Raw genomic sequence first — 21054 nt, forward strand, 5'->3', positions numbered from 1 at the left:
CCTATGAAGGCTCTGTCCTTCTACTTTTTTATTTGCTTTTACTTGCTCTTCTGTCCAACATGTATTGTAGCTCTACACAGCGCACTGCACCACTTTATAGCGCAAGGAAGATACAAGGGATTTACTTTTTTCCAATCCTATGCTATAATATAGGAAACAAGACGAAGGGGAGTGGCTTGATGTCGGCTATCTGCAAATGATCGGGCAATAAAAATGTTATCCATCTAAATAGGATGGGTTTTTTGTTGTGCGTTTTTTGCGGATTGTTGTGCAGGCTGGTCTCTTTCCAAATCTATTTTTGGCTGAATTTTTTTGTTGAATCCTTTTTCAATGGCATTGTACAAAAATTGTACAATGCGCTTTTATGCCCAACAAATTCGTCTAGAAAAGCGTACCGGATAACCCATCGTATCGAGGGTTATCCTTTTTTATTGTCCTGACACTGGTATCATACAACTGCATTCTATTGTGTTAAGGAGAATAAAATCAATGAACCGTGAAAACAAAAAGAAACACTTTAAAAAAGGGTATTATAAAACACATGCGTGTACGGATAGCTTTACCTGTAAGCAGTGCGGACGCCTGGTGGTCTCTGCAGGAGCCGGAAGCGACCACCGCAACCACTGCCCGAACTGCCTTTCGAGCCTCCATGTGGACATAGAGCCAGGAGACCGCGCATCCGATTGCGGCAGTCTCATGGAACCTGTCGCGGTATGGGTCCGAAAAAACGGAGAGTGGGCGATCATTCATCGCTGCCGCCGCTGTGGAAAGCTTAGTTCCAATCGGGTAGCCGCAGACGACAACCCGATGAAGCTGATGTCCATCGCTATGAAACCCTTGTGTGAACCTCCGTTTCCACTAGAACGTATCGAGGAAATGACCGAACTGATGGCCGGGGACGGTACTATCAAATTTTGATTAGGGCGTTCCGGATGAAAGTTCATCGCCGGCCATCCTTCTAACGATTGAAAAGGCCTATTTTTGCTTCTCGAACCACATATTCACAAAATAAGCGGCCCCCAGCCTGGGGAGCCGCTCTATTTTTGCACTTACAGAAAAGGCAATGAGGCAATAGCCCGGTGAACGCCGGATAGAATCTTTAAGTTCTCCTGAAAAAGGTTCCTGCTTTGGGAACGTTTCTCAAATGCCAAATTCCTTTGCATAAATCACCGCTCCATGGACTGGCTTTGCATCCTCCCGCAGGCGGATCGCCAAAAAGTTTGCGGGTGGCATCCCTTCCGGGATCTCTATGCCGAACGATTCCGCAGGCAGATACCCACAGCGCGGATAGTAGGTTTCGCTCCCCAAGACCAATGAGTAAGCATATCCCAGTCTTCTGGCAATCTGGTGGCCCTCCTGAATCAAAGCGGTTCCAACGCCCCGCCTTTGATACGCCGGAAGCACAGAGAGCGGTGCCAGAACAAGAACGGTATCGCCTCCGACTTTTGCCTCTGTAAACAGGATATGGCCGACAATTTTGCCATCTATTTATGCAACCAACGAAAGTTCTGGCACAAACGCCTCTCCCTTCCGCAGAGCGGCGACTAGATCCTGTTCGGTTCCATCGCTATGCTCTGCGGAGGCAAATGCCTGCTCCACAAGGGAATATACGGCCTCATAATCGTCCGGCCGTTCTGTTCGGATGTTCATGTTTGTTCCTCCAATCGCGTGTCGTATTGCCCATGGCCCCGCTCTTTCCGGCGTTTCCATCATGTTTCAAGCTTTTTGCCCTCCATGCTTGCTGGGAAAGCTTCTGGCCTTTATGAATGATCTTTATCCTACCACAGCCGCTGGCCTTTGACAAGGAGCAGAGGAACAACCAGGAAGTATGACTCAGGAGTCCATGGGCTGTTACGCTCTTTCGGGCTTAATTCCCCCCTAAAGCCGTATCCGATTCTTCGCCGTTGCCTTTATTGGAACTGCATTTTAAGTACTTAACAACCATTTACAGCTTTTCAATCCAGAATTTGGAGAGCGTTGCATGCAACAGCCGCGTCTTGTCCAGCCGGTTCATCAGATAAATTTTTGAAACGTCTTGGAACGGCTTGAGTGCCAGCATGTCAAACGGCGTATCCGTCGCAGAGCCGCCCTGCTTTGCCACCAAAACGTCACTCAGCACGATGTTTCCATTGTCGTTTGATACAGCGCCGTCAAACGCGGCGGTGGCTACATTGTTACAAGTGATGTCCATAGTCATATGGGTCATGTTCAGCATATATTCATAGTCGTTGTACAAGCCGCCATTGTTGCTGTCCCTCTCGATGCGCAGCTGTGCTGCGGTTGGGCTGTTATAGTAACAGTCCAGAATGACCGTGCCCTCGTTGTCTACCAATTGGAAAAACCTCGATCGGTCCCAGGTGCTTGCAAAGCCGGCATACTCCATGTGCATCCGGAATCCGTTTGTGCATTCACTCAAATCGAATCCGCTGATCGTCACCATCTCCGTGGAGGAACCCGAAGCCGTCGTTTTGAGTCCGTTTTCGGTAAATCCAGACGTCTCATCCCAGGCGAACCCCTCCATGGTACAGGTCGCATTTCCCGTGGAATCCTCCACCGACGGGTCGTCATTGGAACCCGTGGTAAAGTCGAAATAACAGAGATACTCCGGCGTCTCTTCCGCTGTTACAGGAATACTCACCGAAGCACCGTTCCAGTCAAGCGCAAGGTTCAATGTGCCGGAACCCGCCTCGGAAGCCGTCACCGTGACGGTCGCGCCGGACGGGACAGCGCTTCCCGCCAGCCCAGTGAGCGCTGCTGTATAGTCCAGCTCCACATTCGCTGTGTTGGGGACATAGGAGACGTGGACCTCCTTCGCCTGTCCCACCTGCAAATCCAGCTTAGAAACATCCGCCGCGATGGATTCCGGGAGTATTTGTCCGGAGATCGCGCTAGTCAAAAAGGTCACCGTATCGGACAGCACTTCTTCCCCGCGTATACCGGTTACGGTGTACACTTCGGAGGCGTTCACAAATGCCACCGGATCGAACTCCCAGACGCAGCCACATTTCACCGGCGCATACAGCGTCTGAACCGGTTCCCCGTCCCGAGAGAGCGTGAGCTGTTCACAGTTCGAGTACACTTTTATTTTTATAGTAGCCGTCTCCCGCAGGCGGAACCGGCGGCTAGTGATGTAACAGACAGGTTGATCCGACCACGCCGCCTGATAGAGGTAGTATATATCTTTTTTTGTTTGACGGTCGCGGGTGATCAGGCCCTTGTCATTGAGGAAAGGTGTACCGCCCTCGTTGCGGTTGGACACAGCAAAGTCGTAGAGGAGCCAAGCCGCGGTATAGACCAGCCAAGGGCGCTCTTGGATCTGCGCGAGGTATGCCTCGTGGAACAGGTTAGCATATTCTTCATCGTGCCGCGCGCCGCCAGATCCGGTCTCGGTGGTCTCCATCGGATTGTCCGAGTGTGTATTGGGATTGTTGCCCGCACCATACTCTCCAACTGCCCAGAATTTCTGTGTTCCAGTGCGATAGGCATCCATCTGGGTACCAAACTGATTAAAGGTACCGCCATACCATCCTTTATATTCATTTGAAGCGATAAAATCCGCTTGCCAATCATCTGGATCAGAACCGTCGAAGGTAGGCCCATAGGCGGTGAAGCCCACATAGCGCGTAGGGTCCAGCATCTTGGCTAGCGCGTAGAATTCGTTATTCCAGGCCACCGCCATCTCAGAAGAAAACCCGCCCTGTGGGGTCCCACCGGAGTTCCAATGCGTGCAATTGAGCTCATTGGAGAGGCCCCAGAACACGATGGACGGGTGGTTGTAGTAATTCCGAATCATGCTCCGCAGGTTTTGTTCAATGCTGTTGTGGTACGCTTCGGAGGCATCTGGACCAAGGTGATTAACCCATGGAATCTCTGTCTGTACAACCAAGCCCAATGCATCGCACTGTTCAAACGCATAGGCATCGTGTGGATAATGGGCAAGGCGCACAAAGTTGCAGCCCAGCTCTGCAATGTCCGCGTAATCGGCATGAAATTGTTCTTGCGTCATCGCGGACATCGCGCCGGGATAGTCTTGGTGCAGCGCTACGCCACGCAGCGGGTAGGGACGGCCGTTGAGTAGGAACCCCTGCTGCGCATTTATAGAAAAATAACGGAAGCCAATGCGCACGCTCTGCTCGTCCACCTTGTCAGGGGCTGCAAGCTCCGCCTTGACCACATACCTGTATGGATCTTCTATGCCGTCCCAGAGGTGTGGGTTCGCAATCTGCCCGTCATAGGATACAACTTGCAGGGTATGCGCAGGGATCTCCGCTAGCACCGTCTCCTCCGCTACGGTTGCACCCTCCGTATCGCATACGGTGAAAGTCACCGCCGCTTGTACGCTACATCCCGACCGGTTGTTTACCGCTGTTTCTACTGTAAAAGCAGCGGCTTGCTCGGAAATATTGTTCTGCGTCACGTGCATCCGGTCCATACCATATGCCTGCGGATCAAAGGAAACGCGCCCAACCCGGCACAGATAGACCTTTTCATGAAGCCCGTTGTTGAGGTTAAAATCCCCGGACACTGGGATCACGTCCTCGGACGGGGAATTGTCGCAGACGATCAAAATCTCATTGCTCCCCTGCGACAGATAAGGGCTTATGTCCACGATGTTCGGCGTGTAGCCGCCTGGATAGGCGTCACAAAAACGGCCATTGACATAAATCTCGCTGGATTGCCCCGCCGCACAGAACACCAGCACAAAGTCGATTGCCGCATCCTCCCGGCTGACAAAAAGATCTTTCCGATAGTACGCCTTCCCGCGGTACATCGAACCGCTCATTCCATCGGAAACATTACAGGTGTGCGGGATATTAACTGTTTCCCAAGAGGACTGGTCTTTGGAAAAAGCCCAGCCTTCGCAGAAATCCACGATTTCGTACGGCACAGCGCTGCGCCCAAACAGTTCCTCCACCGCGTCCCGGATCGCCACCATCCGCGCTTCATACGCCGCAAATTCCGATGGGAGCGGCGAAGGCGCCGACTCCACAGAATTAATGCTACATTTGACATGGAGCATCAATTGGGCGGATTTTTTGATCCGTCCATCCGGAGCCGATGCACGCAACTGCGCATAGACCGGCCCGTCTTCTATCAGATAGGCCCGCCGGATAGGAATCCGCAGTAACAAGTCCCCATCCAACGCTTCCGGCTCTACCGCCCAAATATCTTTTTGTCCTTTTCGCTGGACATCCAGAAAAAAATCCCAACCGGCATATTCCAGCCCAGACATCTGGATATCCAACGTACGAACACCGTTCTCCCCCGCGTAACCGATGTCACATTCCTCATCCGCAGCGGTAAACGTCCAATCCTCATTTAAAAGAATCATGTTACTCCTCCCTTATTTTCCTACTTCAGGATGTCTTATTCCCCTTCATCGCACGCATGGCGTCCACCGCTCCATTGCTTGCTAAGCTCACCAGGAGCGCATTGAGCGGCACCAACGCCCAGACGGTCCAAGGCTGCATCCACCCCCCTGTGGCCGCGGTTGTAACCGCCAGCAGCACCAACGCGATCAGGAAACTAAGCCATTGCGTCGGCACCTTTTTAATAATGCTCTTTAGCAATTGGGTAAATAGGCCTGTACATGCGGTTGCGCCCGCAAAGGTTCCCAATGTCCCCCAACTTAAAAAGCTGTTCATATCCACGAAATACCTCTCCTCCCCAAAACATTCCAATAAATATTACGCGAACCTCTACTGAATATTGTGGCCCTCATCCTCCTCGTGTTTCCTTTTTATTTAGACAATCTGGGCGACAAACCGTTTGACCGGACGTCCTCCAGGCGAGGTGGTGTAGATGCCCGCCATATCCCCTGGTTTGCCAATCGGTACAATTGCTGCCAGCTTGTCCTCCCCGCGGTTGATCGGTACGATGGTCACCACATCTCCCGTCCCTGCGGTCACCTGGAGTTTTGTTGCATTGGTTCCAGAAAATTTTGCCGTATAGTAACCGCCGCGTTTGATCTGTATGGTTCCACTGGTATCGCTTTGCACCTCCTTTTGCTGAAGCCCTTCTAAGATGGCATCGAACGGGAACCGCTCACCAGGACAGTCCGGTTTTGTTTTCGGATTGATTTCGCTATGCCCTACAATATATTCCCGCGTCGCTGGGATGGTGACTCCATAAAGGCGTTTGACCTCCGTAATGATGTACCGGTGCAGTTCGATACTTGCTGTAAGCTGTTCCGGAGTCAAGGCTCCTCCGCTTACGCAGACATGTTCGATGCTAATGGTATAATAATTGGCATTGGTACACCGGTTTCGCACCACCGCAAGGGTGGAATGGCCGTAGTATCGGCTATCCGACGGGCTTATGCTGGTACCGTTGGCCCATGCCGCACGGTCGAGTGCCACCAATTGGTAAATCGCGCCATCTTTGTCGATGACGAAATGGGCCGAAGCTTCTCTTTTAGGGTCGCACAGCGTGGCGAGTGCTCCCGCCGCTGTGCTCCCCGCGGTGATGTGGTTGACAATCCGGTCCGGCTTCCAACCGTACCGGCTCCCGTAGTTCGGGCTTGGATGTTGTTGAATCGTCATGCATGTTCCTCCCTGTACTTGATAGCGTTTCGCCGCATGTAACGCAGCAATCAGCTGCATATATAAATCACTGCGTATTTGGCGCAGCTGCATAGTGTATCCGTCTTCCTCTCTGCACACCGCGAGACGGGCATTCACTGCGGCAATCTCCGCTTGATACTGTGCGATGCTCTCTTCGAATATCTTCCTCACCCCCTGAGGCAAACTTTTGTTCTTTGATTTGACGCATTCGCGCTTGCTCTTGTTTCTCCGGCACACGGATTCCGTCAAGGACCTTCTTGTGCAGGCGAACCGTTTCCTGTAAAGAAAGATGCAAATGCTCTGCAATTTCCTCCCAGGTCTCTCTGCACAGATAGCGCCGTTTCAGGAGTTCCTGGGACTGCTGGCCCGGTGTTGTCCGGATCACATCCAATAGCTCCTGCTTGATGGTGAGAAGCTCGTCAATTTTCCGGTTGATTTCCATCTCCGTGGCGCGATAATGGCGCAATGCTTGGACTGCCATCCCTGGAATCCGCACGGCGCAGGCCCGCCAGGTGGTTTGTATGTCACACAAGCGGTCAATCTTTTGGTCCAGATAGAGGTAACGCTCCAAAAAAGCTTGTTTCTCATCTGTTTTCAATGATCAATCCTCCCCTTTCATTCTTTTATGAGGCACATGATTTCACCGCTTTTTTCATACAATACCGTTAAAGGAGTTGATATTATGAAAATCCGGTGGAAACCGCTTCTCATTCAGTTCGCTATCAGCTTGGGTGTGGCTGGGCTGTCTGCGCTTTCTACGATGAATTCCATGGGACTCTACCAATCGCTCAACCGGCCGCCGCTCTCCCCTCCCGGCTGGCTGTTCGGCGTTGTTTGGACGATCCTTTTTGTCCTAATGGGTCTTTCTGCATACCTGGTTTGGATCACTGATTCCGAGGACAAAAAGCCTGCCCTGCGGCTCTATGGCATCCAACTGGCTGTGAATTTTGTCTGGTCAATTCTATTTTTCTGCCTGCAAGCCTATTGGTTTGCTTTTCTATGGCTACTTTTGTTGTGGGTGCTGATTATCGCCATGATCATCGCGTTCATGAAGGTCTCATTCCCAGCGGCAATGCTCCAAATCCCCTATCTCCTCTGGGTGACCTTTGCGGGGTATCTCAGCCTATTTGTCGCCCTGCTCAACTAAACCGTTTCGTTTGTACAGCCCCAAAAGCATCCTGGTACAAATGCGTCTTAGGATTTCTATGGCGGACGATCCCACATCTTTTGTTCCATCATTCCCCCGCTCCTCTTTCCTAAAAGGGATTGATCATGGATATTTGCCCTTGCTGTCAACCGATAACCCTCTGGGCAGTAGGCGGCGCTTCCGTCCTTCCGGCTAAAAACAGAGCTTATGCCGTATTTCGATCCAGATGCCGTCTCCCCGAAGGGCACCCCTTCCAACCCGTATTTCAGGCAGGCCCCGTGAGCAAATAAAGCCATCCCCCGGTTAGTGGAATGATTGCCAGTCCCCAAATCACGGTTTCCTTCCCAATAGCCAATCCACGGACACATGGAGCGCATCCGCCAGCGGCCCCAGCTCAAAATCGAGCACATGCCGCGTCTGCCGCTCCATATTGGAAAATCCTGTCGGGTAGAGCTCTATGCCATTTTCCCGTATCTTTTCCAAGACATCTTGCCGTTTCATTCTTTGCGCGATTCGCGCCAATTTCATTCGTTTGCCAATCAGATTGTTCTTCTGAACCATTTTACATCCCTCCAAGATATTGATCGAATTGCTTGTGCTAAAAAAATCGAGTTACATGCTTTTGTTTGCCGTTTGTCTACCACTTGCTCTATTCAGTTGAAGCGTTTGTTCTGTTACGATTTTGCAAAAACATCTTTTTAATATATCTATAGTATAGTACATTTGTTCGCTATTTGCAAGCCTATATCGAAAATTTGTTCTGTTTCATGTAAAAAAATTAGGCCCCGTTTTTACAGGACCCAATTCCCAATTTTAATTATTCCTTCTTTTCCATTGCTTTATCCATGGCTGCCTTAACCGTCAACGTGCGGCGATGGCGGTTATTCTCCGCCAATATTTCCTGAATCTGCCGGTTCGTAAAACCGATTTCCTCTTGGAAGGCCCGTGCTGAAACACGCAATGCACCGTGCCCCAGAATAATGAGCTGTTCGGCTGCATCGGAGGTGGCCACCCGGACACGGTACTTCTTCGCAATCTCATAAGTGGTCTTTTCGATGTAAGCATCCGCGGTTTCGGCCTCCTTGGTGTATACCACATAGATATTGTGATAACGGCTCACCTCGCCCACCCCGCCCGGCACCTTGTAGGCATCGAAGACCAAAATTACCTCGCATTTATGAAAGCCTTGGTAATTGCTGAGCAGATCCATCAACACCTGACGGGCTGCGTCGATATTGTCCTTGGCAAGCTCTTTGAGTTCCTCCCAAGCAAAAATGATATTATATCCGTCCACCAGCAAAAATTCCGGCCGGTTGTCCCGCGGTGGCACCGGCCAAAGCTCGCCGGCGCCCGCCGCTTCGCGCTCTGAACGTGGCCGGATCGCCTTGGGCTTAATCTCCCCATATGTGCGCTCAAAGATCGCTTGCAGTTCTTTGTCCTGTTCCAAGCCGCCGGAATACACCACCGCCCGCGGGGAAGCGGCCGCGCCTTCTTCTACAGCTTGCCCGGGCGCTTCCAGATCAAGGCCCTCCAGATGCATGTGAGCCCGCACCTGATCCCACTTCACCACAAATCCTGCCCCATGGCTGCAAAATACCGAATCGGCAGGGTTATCTAGATCCTGTTCGCTGTTGTAGCCGACCGCCTCCACAACCTCTTCCTGATTGTGGCATACCTCATACCCTTTCAGCGTGCAAAACAGACGTCCCTGCCCGCGGGTATATGCGGCAACCTCCGCTGCATAATCCCGCATATTCGCTACCGGCGCAGAGCCAGTCAGCACTGCATCATTTCCCAGCGTTTCCGGAGGAGAGATCGTCCCGGCCATGCGTTGTACATCCGACATCGCACGCCCCACATATTCGGCGGGCAGTTCCAAGCGGAAATTGTACCACGGTTCTAAAAGGACACTCTCTGCACACATCAAGCCCTGCCGCACCGCACGATATGTTGCCTGCCGGAAATCGCCTCCCTCCGTGTGCTTCTCATGCGCGCGTCCAGCCACCAATGTGATCTTCATATCCGTGATGGGGGAACCGGTGAGCACGCCCCTGTGGACCCGTTCCTCCAGATGCGTGAGAATTAAGCGCTGCCAGTTGCGATCCAGAACATCCTCGCTACACGCTGTGCCAAATTGCAAACCGCTCCCCCGCGCTCCTGGCTCCAATAATAAATGGACCTCCGCATAATGGCGCAGCGGTTCGTAATGGCCCACACCCTCTACCGGAGCAGTTATGGTTTCCCGGTAAACAATATTTCCCGCGCCAAAGGCCACATCCAAGCCAAAGCGTTCCCGGATAATCCGCTGCAAAACCTCCATCTGTACTGCGCCCATAAGCTGGATATGAATCTCCCGAAGCTGCCCGTTCCAAACAATATGAAGCTGTGGATCTTCCTCCTCTAACTGGCTCAATTTCTGCATAGCGGTGTGGGGGTCATACCCATAAGGCAATAGCACTTGATACGTTAACACCGGCTCAAGGACGGGCGGCTCCGAGGACGCTTCCATGCCCAACCCTTCACCGGGATAGGTCTTGCTTAAGCCTGTCACCGCACAGACGGCCCCAGCGAGCGCTTCATCCACCGCCTGATATTTTGCGCCCGAATAGATGCGAATCTGGTTGACCTTCTCCTCCCAGACCTTTTCCTCCGGCAGGTCGGCCCTGCGGTTGCTCAACAACGCACGGACCTTGAGGCTTCCACCTGTCACCTTTAAATAGGTGAGGCGATTCCCCTGTGGATCCCAAGCGATTTTGTAGATTTTTGCGCCAAACGCCTCCGGGTAGGTTGGGCAGCGCGCATATTGCTCCAACCCATGTAAGAAGGCGTCCACACCATCCAACTTCAGTGCAGAACCGAAAAAGCACGGGAACAGCTTACGCTTTAAGATTAACCCGGCAATTTCACTCTCTGTCACTTCCCCGCGCTCTAAGTAACGGTTGAGCGTATCCTCATCGCACATAGCAACGCTTTCCAAAAAATCCGCCCCGCTCTCCGCGCTGAAATCCACGCAACCGCCGTCAAGACGTGCCTGAAGCTCGCCCAACAGAGTAGCACGATCTGCGCCAGGAAGATCCATTTTATTGACAAACAGGAACGTTGGAATCCGATACCGCTTGAGCAGATGCCAGAGCGTCAACGTATGGCCTTGGACGCCATCCGTCCCGCTGATGACTAGAATCGCATAGTCCAACACCTGCAACGTCCGCTCCATCTCGCTGGAAAAGTCCACGTGTCCGGGCGTGTCCAACAGTGTAATCTCCCATTTGCCCAAGGGCAAGATCGCCTGCTTGGAAAAAATAGTGATGCCGCGCTCACGTTCTAAGGTATCGGTGTCCAGGAAGGCATCCTGATGATCCACCCGTCCAAGTTTTTTGAGGCATCCGCAGCGGTAAAGCATTCCCTCTGAAAGGGTGGTCTTCCCCGCGTCTACGTGTGCCAGGATCCCAACGGCCAATTTTTTCATAGATTGCTTTCTCCAATATCATTTTCTTTGGATATTCCCCGTGCAAGCCGTCCAAAGATTTTGCCGATATCTCCGCATTCATGCGAATGCACTTTTGATCGGATTCCTGGACAAAACCGCCTGGCGGACTCTGCAACATACTCCTCCAACCGCAGGAACCGGTGAGACGTTTCGCAAAACCGAACTTTGCCCGCAATGTGAGGTCAGTGCAGTAATTATAACACATTTTTCTCCCCGATGGAATGCGCAGCCCCTGTGAAAGACAAAGGCTACGAGGAGATTCCTTATGGCTCTAAACCAGCTGGAATCCCTCTACTACATTTCTCCAAGCATACTATCCGATTCTGCGAGTGCATGGATCTTTTGGATGGACTTAAAATGAAGGTTGATCCAATTGACAAACCGTCCAACCACGATTGCGGACACCACCGTTCCAATTCCGACTCCATTGAATTTTTGGAAAAACAGCAAAGAGAGGATTCCAGCAATCACAATCAATGTAACATCAAAATAAACCTTAACTGTCCCAAATTTAATTTTTGTTGTTTGGGCAAGCGCGCGAACGATTCCTTCCCCAGGGACTACAAGTACGTCTGGCGCCACTTCGATACAGATCCCCAGTGCCAAAATCAAACATCCAAACAACAGGCTCAGGATACGGAGCCACAATGCCTCTGGCTGGAAAAAGGAAAGTGCGCTCATGCTTAAATCGATCAACCCACTGAACAGCACATTCACTAAGATCTGAAAGAACTGGATTGGATGGAAATCCTTCTTCAAGAGGACAACCTGCAACAAAATAAAAAGGATATTAAATAAGAAAGTCCACATTCCAAAACTGATGGATGGGAACTCTAAGCTAAAGACATAAGGGATGCTGGAAATCTGGGAGGTCCCCATAGCGCTTTTTGTGACAAATGCAATGCCAAACGAATTGATCGCAACACCTAAAATAAAAAACACATAACGATAAATCCACTTTTTCATTCAGACTCCTCCTCTAAATTTGTAATCAATAAGCGTAAGGTATGTAAAAACTGCTGTTGCTCGTCCGGTGGAATTCCTCGAAATGCCTTCGTATCAACATCTATACAAATGGCTTTCACCTGCTTGGCCAGTGCCCTTCCCTGCTCTGTCAAATAGATATGGGATGCACGCTTATCGGATGGATGTCCCTTCCGATAAACCAAATTTTGCCGTTCCATACGGACGAGCAAATTAGCGATAGTGGATTTGTCGATGACACATCCTTCCCCGATCTCCTTCGCCATCGCCCCGTCCTTTTCCAGCAAAAACTCCAAAATCTTTGGCTGCCCAGGGAAAAGGCCCAAAGCCAAAATCTGTTGTAAAATAGCCCGGTTACTATAGTAGAATCCCTTCCGCAGCAAAACATGCAATTCTCTATCTAGCATCATTTCATCTCCATATAGTTTTAATTCAAACTATATAACAGTATAAATTCATGCAATCGATATTGCAAGATCCTTTTGGAATTTTAGGTTAGGGGCCATATAAAACATACGTTGCCTATTGTTTTGTTTCCATTAAACAAAAACACATTGGAAGGCTGGCGAATTCTCCCAGCCTTTCAATGTGCTTTACTCACAAAAATATGCAGCGAAAAACGAAGCCATTCCTCTTATTGGAGATTATATATGTATGGATTTACGGAAGTTTGTTATATTCTTCCGGATCAACTGGCTCTAGCCACTCCGTTTTGGAACCTTCTCCCGGCACATCGATTGCCAAATGGGAAAACCAGCTGTTTGGAGCTGCCCCGTGCCAGTGTTTTTCTTCCCCGATTTGGACGACATCTCCCGGTAACAATTCCCGTGCAGGTTTTCCCCATTCCTGATAATAGCCCCGGCCTCCCGTGCACAAAAGGATCTGGCCCCCATGGACATGCCGGTGCCAGTGATTCCGGCAGCCCGGTTCAAAGACCACATTTCCCACACTCACGCCCGTTGTAGTCAACATCTGCAAATAGCTGGTTCCATCAAAATACTGACCAAACGAGTTGATCCCTCCAATCTCAAATACGGAAGCCGGCCCTAATGCTCTTTTCATCTCTTCTTTGTTCAACATCCATACCTCCAATCGAAATTCTTAACCCTAGTATACAACTTAGAGTAAACTCAAAGTCAAGGCTTTTCCATACCGCCCTTCAACCTTCCTTTTCTTCACGTTTTCCTTTGATCCTGTAAAAGGAACAGCTCTTTCCCGGCATCGCTATGAAAGAGGCTTCGGACATATACACGTTCCTCCTCGGAAAGAGGTTCCTCGTAAGCATTGACAATGAGATCCGCTTCGATCAAAAGTTGGAGCAACTGGGAATGTGGCCCTGTATAACAGTGGTGGTTGACAACCAACTCCAGGACGCGCGGCAGATAATCGGGCGGATAACCAGCTTGTTGCAAGAAATCCCGAACCAGACCTGGCGCTTCTTTTTGCTGGTTTGCTTGGCAAGCATCTCCTTTATACCGCTCTTTGCAATACTTAATCGGGATATCATGAAGAATCGCCGCAGCCTGTAAGATCTGCCGTTCTTCTTCCCCTAACCCAGAACACTCTCCCAAGAGCTTGGCTAAAGCGTAAACTTTTAAGATATGTTGGGTCCTCCGCGGATGGCCCTCCTCATAGAGCAAAGCATCCAGCAGAAGTTTTGTTTCAGGTTTTTTCATCTTTCTCCACCTCCTCCAACCCAAGCACATGGATTTCATCTATTTGGGGAGAGAGGAACCGCACATCCCCAGAACGGTTTTCCGCCGCAATCCCTTTACAGAAAAAGATCTTCATATGAAAAAAGCAGCAGTAGGTGGGGCTGCATATCCTATACCCAGAAGCAGATGTACCTCCTATTTTGTACCCATAGTGGTGTCCACATGTTGCGACCGGCCTTGTTGCCCCCTACTCTCAGAGACTTCATGGGCGTTTCTTCTAAAACCAGTCGCATGCCGGTTGAAATGTTTTCTTCTATCTATTTTATCGTACCACTGGCCAGCATGCGGATCAAGTTCCCATTCAGCCGTCCTCACAGGCCAAAAGTATCCCAACGGAACGCATGGGAGACATGCATATTCGAATTCCATACGCAAAATCCCCAACGCGCCTCGCAAAAGAGAGCCGCTTGGGGCATTTCTGCCTTTTATTGTAGGGATATCCCTTTAATAGGTGCGCAATGGAAGGTATTCTGTCCGCAGCAGTTCCTGGATACGCTCCAGATCCGGCACCAGGACGGCCATCCCACGGATCATCGCATCGTAATAGGTTTGATCGGCAGGGACCCGGTATGATTGGATCTCCATGGAACGCAAGCCTGGGAAAAGCGTGCCCATCAAGGCGAGAATTTGCCCATCTGATAGATCCGTGGTTAAAGACGGCAGCATCGCATTCAGAAGAGCTGTGATCTCGGATAAACCTAAGTCTTTCATTTTCTTAAAGGCCGCTTCCAAAATGGCCCGCTGCCGCGCCGTCCGGTAAAAATCATTGTCTATGGCCCGGATGCGGGCATATTCCAAAGCCATTTCCCCATCCAAATGATTTTTCCCGGCAAAGGTTCCCTTTCCAAGATAGTTTGCCTCTTCCGCAGTCAAAACAATGTCCACACCTCCTAAAACATCGATCACCTTTACAAACCGCTCAAAATCTACTTCGATATTCCCATCAATGGTAATGCCGAAATTCTTGAACATCGCATCATCTAGGAGTGGGAACCCCCCAAAATAATAGGCCGCATTCAAGCGGTTGTCGGAGTACCCGCCCGGTATCTGGACATACAAATCGCGCATGAAGGAAATCAAAGAAACTTGGTTCGTCTTTGGGTTAATGCTGCACAAGATCATTGTGTCCGACCGCTGGCGGCCCTCGCCCTTCCTGCGATCCTGTCCAACAAGCATGAGATTGATGAGTTGTTCATCCTTTAATGGTTCTACAGGGGCCCATAGAATCTCATTAGAATCCATCGGGCGTTCTACTCCTGAGTTGGTTGTTTCCGGCGGCAATTCATCCACTTCGAAGTCCTCATCCTCTGGAGAGATCGTGGAAACAGTGGATTCGTCCACCCGGTTGATCTTATTGAGATAGTGCTTGGCAACCAGTATCCCTGCACCAAATACGATTAGCAAAACTAGGAGTATCCCTCCGACGGTCACAGCGGCTTTCTTCCAGGCGGCCATATGCTCCTCCTTTTCTCTTAAGCTCCGCAGAACAGCATGTTTTCTGCTACGCATCGCGTTCATCCCATGCAGGGGAGTACCGATCTGCTCCTGCGTGTTATCCAACTAAAGAAATAGGTTACCATCGATTTCCCTATACCCTTTTGGCATTTTTCGGTTATCCTTATTCTCCCCGGTTTAAAGCCGGAATTCCTCTGGTGCTTTTTTCCAAGTCTTCCTTGCATCTGTTTTCCTCCAGTCCATACTTTCAGGCAGATCAATTGATCATCGCCATATAAAGGCGGTAATCTCTCGCATATGGGTTTGTTGGGATTGCTATGCGTCTGGCTCTTTTCAACAGTTACTTAATTTGATCGATACGGCCCGACTGGATTGCCGCAAGATGACCAGCAATTTTTTCTTCTGGCCAGTCCCACCATCGAGTTGCCAACAGCGCTGTGATTATTTCGTTAGAAAAGCGCTTTCGGATAGGTTTAGCTGGCACACCGCCCACAATGGTATAAGGCGGGACATCTTTTGTTACAACCGCCCTGGTCCCAATAATGGCACCATCCCCTATGGTAACTCCAGCGAAAACTACGGCTTCATATCCAATCCATACATCATTGCCAATAACAATGTCCCCTTTGTTATCCCATGCCCTGGTTATACGGCTGACATCAAGTCCCCATTCCTCAAAGAAAATGGGAAAAGGATAAGTTGCGAGCGAAGCCATGCTATGGTTGGCGCTATTGAATAAGAAACGGGCACCGCAGGCGATGGAGCAAAATTTGCCGATAATCAGCCGATCATGGTTAATAGGATAATGGTAAAGAACATTATTCTTTTGGAAATCAACAGGATCCTTTACAAAATCGTTATACATGGTATAGTCACCTACGATAATGCTGGGATCAGTAATAACATTTTTTAAATATACGGTTTCTCGATCTTGTGACCGAGGATAAATTTTTTGCTTGTCCATCATAATTTTCTATCCTCCTTAAAAATTAAGTTACTCATATGAATAACAGATCGATTGACTTTTGGCATTCACTAAAGTCTCCTATTTGCATTTCGGGCAATACAATGGGAATTGATACATTTTGTATCATGACGCATTTTAAGTCTGGTCTAGGCATAAAAGCCATCCCAACCATCAAAACCTTTCTCCCTTGTTGCTTGGTTGGATGAGCGTTTTTCGTTCCCACTTTTTACTTATAAAATAGAGTACGCCCACAATAGCAGGCAAGATTGGCGAAAGTGCCTGGCCATAATAAATGCCAGAAAATCCCATGTGAAGTGTAAAAGCCAAAATCCAGCTCACAGGCAAACGCACAATCACTGCGTCCAGTAAAGCGTTAATCATGGCGACATTTGCCGCGCCAACACCAATAGCAAAGGAATCTAAGGTATACATGGCGGCATAAATCAAGCTATTGATACCGCAACAGATACGCAAATAGTAAATGCCATCACTTATTACTTCCGGGCTAGTGCTGCCAAAAAGCAAGATTAAGGGTTCAGCAAAAAGCTGTATGCCAATTACGGCAACGAATGTTACAGAAACATTCATCACTAAACTGATTTTTACTACCTTTCGGGCGCGCTCCATTTGCCCAGCCCCCATACACTGGCCTATCATCGCTGTTACCGCCTGTCCAATAGCCCAGCAGGGCATACCAGCAAAGGTGTTGATTTGCAACCCCACATTAGAGGCAGCAGATACAGCCATACCAAACCGATTGAGCATACCCGCCACAAGCAGATAAGCGGTGTTGACCACGACCATCTGAATTGCTGTGGGCAGGCCGACTTTCACAATGGCGGCCAGTTTATCCCATTGGAGCGTAAACCCCCTATGATTTCTCATAGAGGAAAATATCTTGTGCCGCTTCAAATAGAATAAAGAAATCACAAAGGAAATTCCTTGCGCAGCAATCGTTGCGTAAGCTGCTCCTGCCGTTCCCATTCCGAAAGGTCCCACCAAAATAATGTCTAAAACGATATTGATAATGGTAGCAATTCCCACAAAATAGAGGGGAGATTTCGAATTTCCAAGCCCTTTGAGCACAGAGCAGACAGCATTATATCCAAAGACGAACACCGTCCCACAGCAAATGATTTGCATATAGTCGCAGGCATCTTGATATGCGTCTGCTGGGACATTTAACATCTTGAATAACGGTTGGTAGATTGCCAAACTCACAATCGTTACAAGCAAAGAAGATACCAGCGAGAGCAAGGCCAACATTTGAAAGGACTCCGCTTGCCTCTTTTTATCGCTTGCCCCTTTATATTGAGCAATCAATACAGCCCCGCCCATTGTCATACCAATACAAATTGAGTTGATGATATAACACAATTTAGAAGCGTTGCCAATGGCCGCAAGGCCCGTATCTCCTACAATCTGGCCGACTACAAGCATATCTACTACATTGTAAAAAGATTGCAGTATATTTGCTAAAAATAATGGGAAGGCGAAAACAGCCAGTTTTTCCGACACACTCCCGGTTAACAGATTGTGTTCTTTAGTCATATCTATTTCCCTCCAAAAGAAAAAAAGGCACACTACATCGTGCGCCCTTTGCATAGTCATTTAGAAATGAGCATACAAAAGGCCACAAACAAAACATTGTCTGTGGCCTAAACAGTCAATTACTTAGCGTTAATCTAATAAAAGGGTATAAAACCAAAGGCAGTCTCTCTGCCTTGGCCTTTCCGCTTTATAAATCAACTTTCCGAAAAGGCTCCGCACAATGTTTCGTAGTATAAACTTGTGTGGAGCCGAAATCAATACAAAATTTTCCGAACAACATCGCACTCATCTCTTACATAGTTCTATTAAAATTTATTGTAACCAGTTTGCCCTTTGTTGTCAACATAAAAGGATCCCAGTACGTACTTTAGAACAGCCCATATGCTCCATGATGGAAAACATATCTACACATATTTTGTGGGTGATGGCCTTGAAGGAAACATATGAGCTAGGAAGCAGTCCCTGGCTTCAAAGCAACGAGTTAGATAGGAAGACATTCAAATTGATCCACCCGGTACTGCAGATGTTACATATCTCAGTTAAATTAACGAATTCAAAAAAGTTAACCAGCAGAATTAATAAAATATTTCCAATATCAAACGCCTTATGATATAATAGAACATAATTATTTCTGTGAAGGAGGTGCCACCATGGGCAGAGTTATTGGACAGCCCCCGACTGCCCCTAGAAATGAAAAAGCTATTTTGTCTGCCAGAGAAACCACATCCGCCGGTAAATGTGGCCCCTCCCTTGTGGCCTTTTCATGCCCTACATTCGTCTGCCCTTGTAACAGTGCGAAGCAGGGTATTTTTTATTGTCCTGAAAGAGGTGATTTGGTATGGGTCTACCAAAGCGTGACGGCGTAAACGGCCGATATTACCTGATCCATAAGCCAGAGGTTGCCCCTGAAGTGCTGGAGGTTTGTTACTACGGAAATTTGCTCACGGTAAAAGGTGAGCCAAATCCCTATATTGTGGATGGGGATGGAGCGCCTGGATTGGTGGCAGCCCTTGACCCGGAGAACGGCGAGGAATTCGTCATCTTCGACGCTGGGCGGCACGGCTATAACAATCTGTTCTGTGATGAACATGATCCGGCCGAGCTGGAACACCGCCCTCTCCAGCGGTATGAGATCCCCGCCTCCAAGCTGGTTCTGGAGCTGGGCTACAGCATCGACTATGACGACGAGAAAGAGGACTTTGAGGTAGACGAGAACGATACTGTAGAGCTGATTCGCGGTGGGCGGATGCCCTGGGAGCAGATCAAGCGGGACGGCATCGACTACATTGCCCTTTTCTATGTGGATGAGAAAGGGAAACAAGTCCAGATTTTAGATGCGGAGCTGGCATGAGGAAGAACGCGGCATGAAGGTACTGCGCGTGGTAGGCGATACGCCGGCCTGGACTTATCAGCGAGATTTATCACAAAATGCTCCCTGCCAGCATTCATGAGGCTGCCCTCCATCCAGAATTGTCGGCAGAGAAAACGAAAGCGGCGCTGGAGCCGATCCTGCTGGCGCGGTTTCCGCGCATGGATTTTGATTTCCGCTTTTGCTTTCGGTGCCTGAACCGGGATTCCGGTTGGGTGTCCAAGTCCAGGCTCAGCAAAAACAAAGACATGAAAGCGGACTTTTATAATTGGCGCAATCAAATATTGCAAAATTCCCAGGATATTTCCCCGCTGAAATTTGGAATGGCACAGGACGAGGTCGTGGAAAACTTTGGCAAGCCCGATGCTGTTTCAACGATGAAAAGCGGTGGAAAACCTTTGCTCCTCAAATACCATGACATTGAGTTGCATTTCGATAGAAAAGTCCCTCATGGACTTAATTTGATTTACAGCGATGATGCAGTCGAATTGAGCATCACAGCCGATCACGAAGAAAGGAACAATCAAAATGAAAACATTTGACCCGAATTATAAACTGTTGGATGAGATGTACCAGGACGAATACTATCCCGATTTCCTGGTGGACAAGGTAAAGGATACGCTCCAGAAGGTCATCGACCTTCTGGAGCGCGGCGCGGCTGGCACCGAAGTGGTGCAGGAAACGCTGGATGAGGCGGTCTGCGGCATCAATGACCTCCAGGAGGAGTTTGACGAGAACGACAGCGAGATTGAAACGGTGGCGCGGGAGTGTATTGCGGCAGATGTGGCCTACATTCTGGAGTGGTTCGATATCCCCATTGATACCGAAGAGGCCATCCGGGAACGGGACTGGTGAGACCCATGGCAGAAAAAGAACTGGTCGTTTGCGATGAGTGCGGCAGCCTGTTTTTCAAGGACTCCTCACAGATAATGGGGCTATGCCCGGAATGTGCCCATATTCTCTATGACTATCCGAATTGTCCCCATCATTTCCAGAATGGCCGGTGTGTGAACTGCTACTGGGACGGCTCAAAGAGCGAGTACATCAAGAAACAGATTCAATAGGAGGAAGCCATCATGCCTACAACAGAATGGATGAACAAATATGAATCGGTTAAAGACAAGCTGGCCTGCAAAACCGATTTGAACGCGTATTTTACAGAAAAGGTAATCGGAAATATGGGAGTGGATGTGCTGAACATCGGTACCGTCCATTTCCCCACCGGAACCATCTTCGCCTGCGATCCGCTGGTGGAGCTGGAGGACACGCCGCCGTTTATGCAGACGATCCCCGCTGGAACTTATCCCGTGAAGATCTGCGTAGTACCCAGCAAGAAATACGGCGACCGCTACGCCTGCGTCAAGGTGGAGGTCAGTCAGGAGAAGCCCGTCCGCTATGAGCTGGGCATGATGGGCAAAGAGGATCTGGACGAGGAACTGGGCGAGGACGACTACTTTGGCTTCGGTGTGGATGCCGGGATGGGGTGTGTCGCAGACATCCAGACCCAGGCGGCCTTCAAGACATACTGGGCCAAGCGGCTGGAGGAGGACCCGGACATCGACCCCTATAATGACCTGTTCTGTGACCTGCTGGAGGAAAACGCGAAAGCCCACCCCAAGTATCAGGGGAGTTACGGCGACTGGCTCAACTGGACGGTGCCGGACACGGACTGCGATCTGCCTATCTTTGCCTCCGGCTGGGGGGACGGATACTATCCCGTCTACTTCGGCTATGACGCAAGGGGCGAAGTCTGCGCCGTGTATGTGCGCTTCATCGACATTGAGGCCAGCTACAAGGAGCAGGCGTAAGGAGGTAA

General features: G+C 49.6%; 20 protein-coding genes and 1 pseudogene. 7 read left to right on the forward strand and 14 right to left on the reverse strand.

Features of this window, described 5'->3' with window-relative positions; genetic code table 11:
* The first annotated feature begins 489 nt into the window (after positions 1–489).
* Positions 490–918, forward strand: coding sequence for an RNHCP domain-containing protein (locus I2G69_RS11710; protein ID WP_087234722.1), 429 nt, complete (start codon positions 490–492; stop codon positions 916–918).
* A 222-nt stretch (positions 919–1140) separates the two neighbouring features.
* Here I2G69_RS11710 and I2G69_RS11715 read toward each other — a convergent pair.
* The 5 genes and pseudogenes from I2G69_RS11715 to I2G69_RS11735 form a co-directional block, all read right to left on the reverse strand.
* Positions 1141–1650: pseudogene (locus I2G69_RS11715) on the reverse strand (GNAT family N-acetyltransferase).
* Positions 1651–1945: 295 nt separating this feature from the next.
* Entirely contained in the window at positions 1946–5332 is a 3387-nt protein-coding gene (locus tag I2G69_RS11720) for a glycoside hydrolase family 2 protein (protein ID WP_087234720.1), read from the reverse strand.
* Between the two features lie 25 nt (positions 5333–5357).
* The gene (locus tag I2G69_RS11725) at positions 5358–5645 is read right to left on the reverse strand and encodes a hypothetical protein (RefSeq protein ID WP_140400387.1); all 288 of its coding nucleotides are present in this window, start codon (positions 5643–5645) and stop codon (positions 5358–5360) included.
* Positions 5646–5744: 99 nt separating this feature from the next.
* Positions 5745–6542, reverse strand: coding sequence for an N-acetylmuramoyl-L-alanine amidase (locus I2G69_RS11730; protein ID WP_191363001.1), 798 nt, complete (start codon positions 6540–6542; stop codon positions 5745–5747).
* Positions 6543–6609: 67 nt separating this feature from the next.
* Positions 6610–7161, reverse strand: a complete 552-nt coding sequence (locus I2G69_RS11735) for a hypothetical protein (protein ID WP_087234717.1) — start codon at positions 7159–7161, stop codon at positions 6610–6612.
* A gap of 84 nt (positions 7162–7245) precedes the next feature.
* On the opposite strand from I2G69_RS11735, the gene I2G69_RS11740 reads away from it, so the two are divergent.
* Positions 7246–7710, forward strand: a complete 465-nt coding sequence (locus I2G69_RS11740) for a TspO/MBR family protein (RefSeq protein ID WP_191363002.1) — start codon at positions 7246–7248, stop codon at positions 7708–7710.
* 330 nt (positions 7711–8040) lie between these two features.
* Here I2G69_RS11740 and I2G69_RS11745 read toward each other — a convergent pair whose 3' ends face one another.
* The 9 genes from I2G69_RS11745 to I2G69_RS11785 form a co-directional block, all read right to left on the reverse strand.
* Entirely contained in the window at positions 8041–8271 is a 231-nt protein-coding gene (locus I2G69_RS11745; RefSeq protein ID WP_087234714.1) for a helix-turn-helix domain-containing protein, read from the reverse strand.
* Positions 8272–8527: 256 nt separating this feature from the next.
* Positions 8528–11176 (reverse strand): translation factor GTPase family protein, encoded by a 2649-nt coding sequence (locus I2G69_RS11750; protein ID WP_195560820.1) that lies wholly within the window; start codon positions 11174–11176, stop codon positions 8528–8530.
* 315 nt (positions 11177–11491) lie between these two features.
* Positions 11492–12163, reverse strand: coding sequence for a YczE/YyaS/YitT family protein (locus I2G69_RS11755; RefSeq protein ID WP_087234712.1), 672 nt, complete (start codon positions 12161–12163; stop codon positions 11492–11494).
* On the reverse strand, positions 12160–12591 hold the full coding sequence (locus I2G69_RS11760; protein WP_237966879.1) for a MarR family winged helix-turn-helix transcriptional regulator: 432 nt from the start codon (positions 12589–12591) through the stop codon (positions 12160–12162). Before I2G69_RS11760 ends, I2G69_RS11755 begins: the two co-directional genes overlap by 4 nt.
* A gap of 250 nt (positions 12592–12841) precedes the next feature.
* Positions 12842–13261, reverse strand: a complete 420-nt coding sequence (locus tag I2G69_RS11765; protein WP_087234710.1) for a cupin domain-containing protein — start codon at positions 13259–13261, stop codon at positions 12842–12844.
* 95 nt (positions 13262–13356) lie between these two features.
* Positions 13357–13857, reverse strand: coding sequence for an HD domain-containing protein (locus I2G69_RS11770; protein WP_172749737.1), 501 nt, complete (start codon positions 13855–13857; stop codon positions 13357–13359).
* A gap of 483 nt (positions 13858–14340) precedes the next feature.
* Positions 14341–15351: an LCP family protein gene (locus I2G69_RS11775; RefSeq protein WP_172749736.1), complete on the reverse strand. Its 1011-nt coding sequence runs from the start codon at positions 15349–15351 to the stop codon at positions 14341–14343.
* Positions 15352–15691: 340 nt separating this feature from the next.
* On the reverse strand, positions 15692–16315 hold the full coding sequence (locus tag I2G69_RS11780) for a CatB-related O-acetyltransferase (protein ID WP_419761409.1): 624 nt from the start codon (positions 16313–16315) through the stop codon (positions 15692–15694).
* 174 nt (positions 16316–16489) lie between these two features.
* Entirely contained in the window at positions 16490–17869 is a 1380-nt protein-coding gene (locus I2G69_RS11785; RefSeq protein ID WP_191363188.1) for an MATE family efflux transporter, read from the reverse strand.
* Positions 17870–18707: 838 nt separating this feature from the next.
* Here I2G69_RS11785 and I2G69_RS11790 point away from each other — a divergent pair.
* From I2G69_RS11790 to I2G69_RS11810, 5 genes are all read left to right on the forward strand, one after another.
* A complete protein-coding gene (locus I2G69_RS11790; RefSeq protein ID WP_140400385.1) occupies positions 18708–19220 on the forward strand; it encodes a hypothetical protein in 513 nt (170 codons plus the stop codon).
* A 77-nt stretch (positions 19221–19297) separates the two neighbouring features.
* Positions 19298–19780: a hypothetical protein gene (locus I2G69_RS14305; RefSeq protein ID WP_243254961.1), complete on the forward strand. Its 483-nt coding sequence runs from the start codon at positions 19298–19300 to the stop codon at positions 19778–19780.
* Complete coding sequence (locus tag I2G69_RS11800) at positions 19767–20093, forward strand: DUF5713 family protein (protein ID WP_087234704.1); 327 nt, start codon at positions 19767–19769, stop codon at positions 20091–20093. Before I2G69_RS14305 ends, I2G69_RS11800 begins: the two co-directional genes overlap by 14 nt.
* 5 nt (positions 20094–20098) lie before the next feature.
* Entirely contained in the window at positions 20099–20302 is a 204-nt protein-coding gene (locus tag I2G69_RS14570; RefSeq protein WP_087234703.1) for a hypothetical protein, read from the forward strand.
* Between the two features lie 12 nt (positions 20303–20314).
* Positions 20315–21046 carry a DUF4241 domain-containing protein gene (locus tag I2G69_RS11810; protein WP_087234702.1) on the forward strand — a complete coding sequence of 244 codons (732 nt, stop codon included), beginning with the start codon at positions 20315–20317 and terminating at the stop codon, positions 21044–21046.
* The last annotated feature ends 8 nt before the right edge of the window (positions 21047–21054 follow it).

Source organism: Anaeromassilibacillus sp. D41t1_190614_C2, from assembly GCF_015558525.1.
In the GTDB taxonomy this organism is placed as follows: Bacteria; Bacillota; Clostridia; order Oscillospirales; family Acutalibacteraceae; genus Anaeromassilibacillus; species Anaeromassilibacillus stercoravium.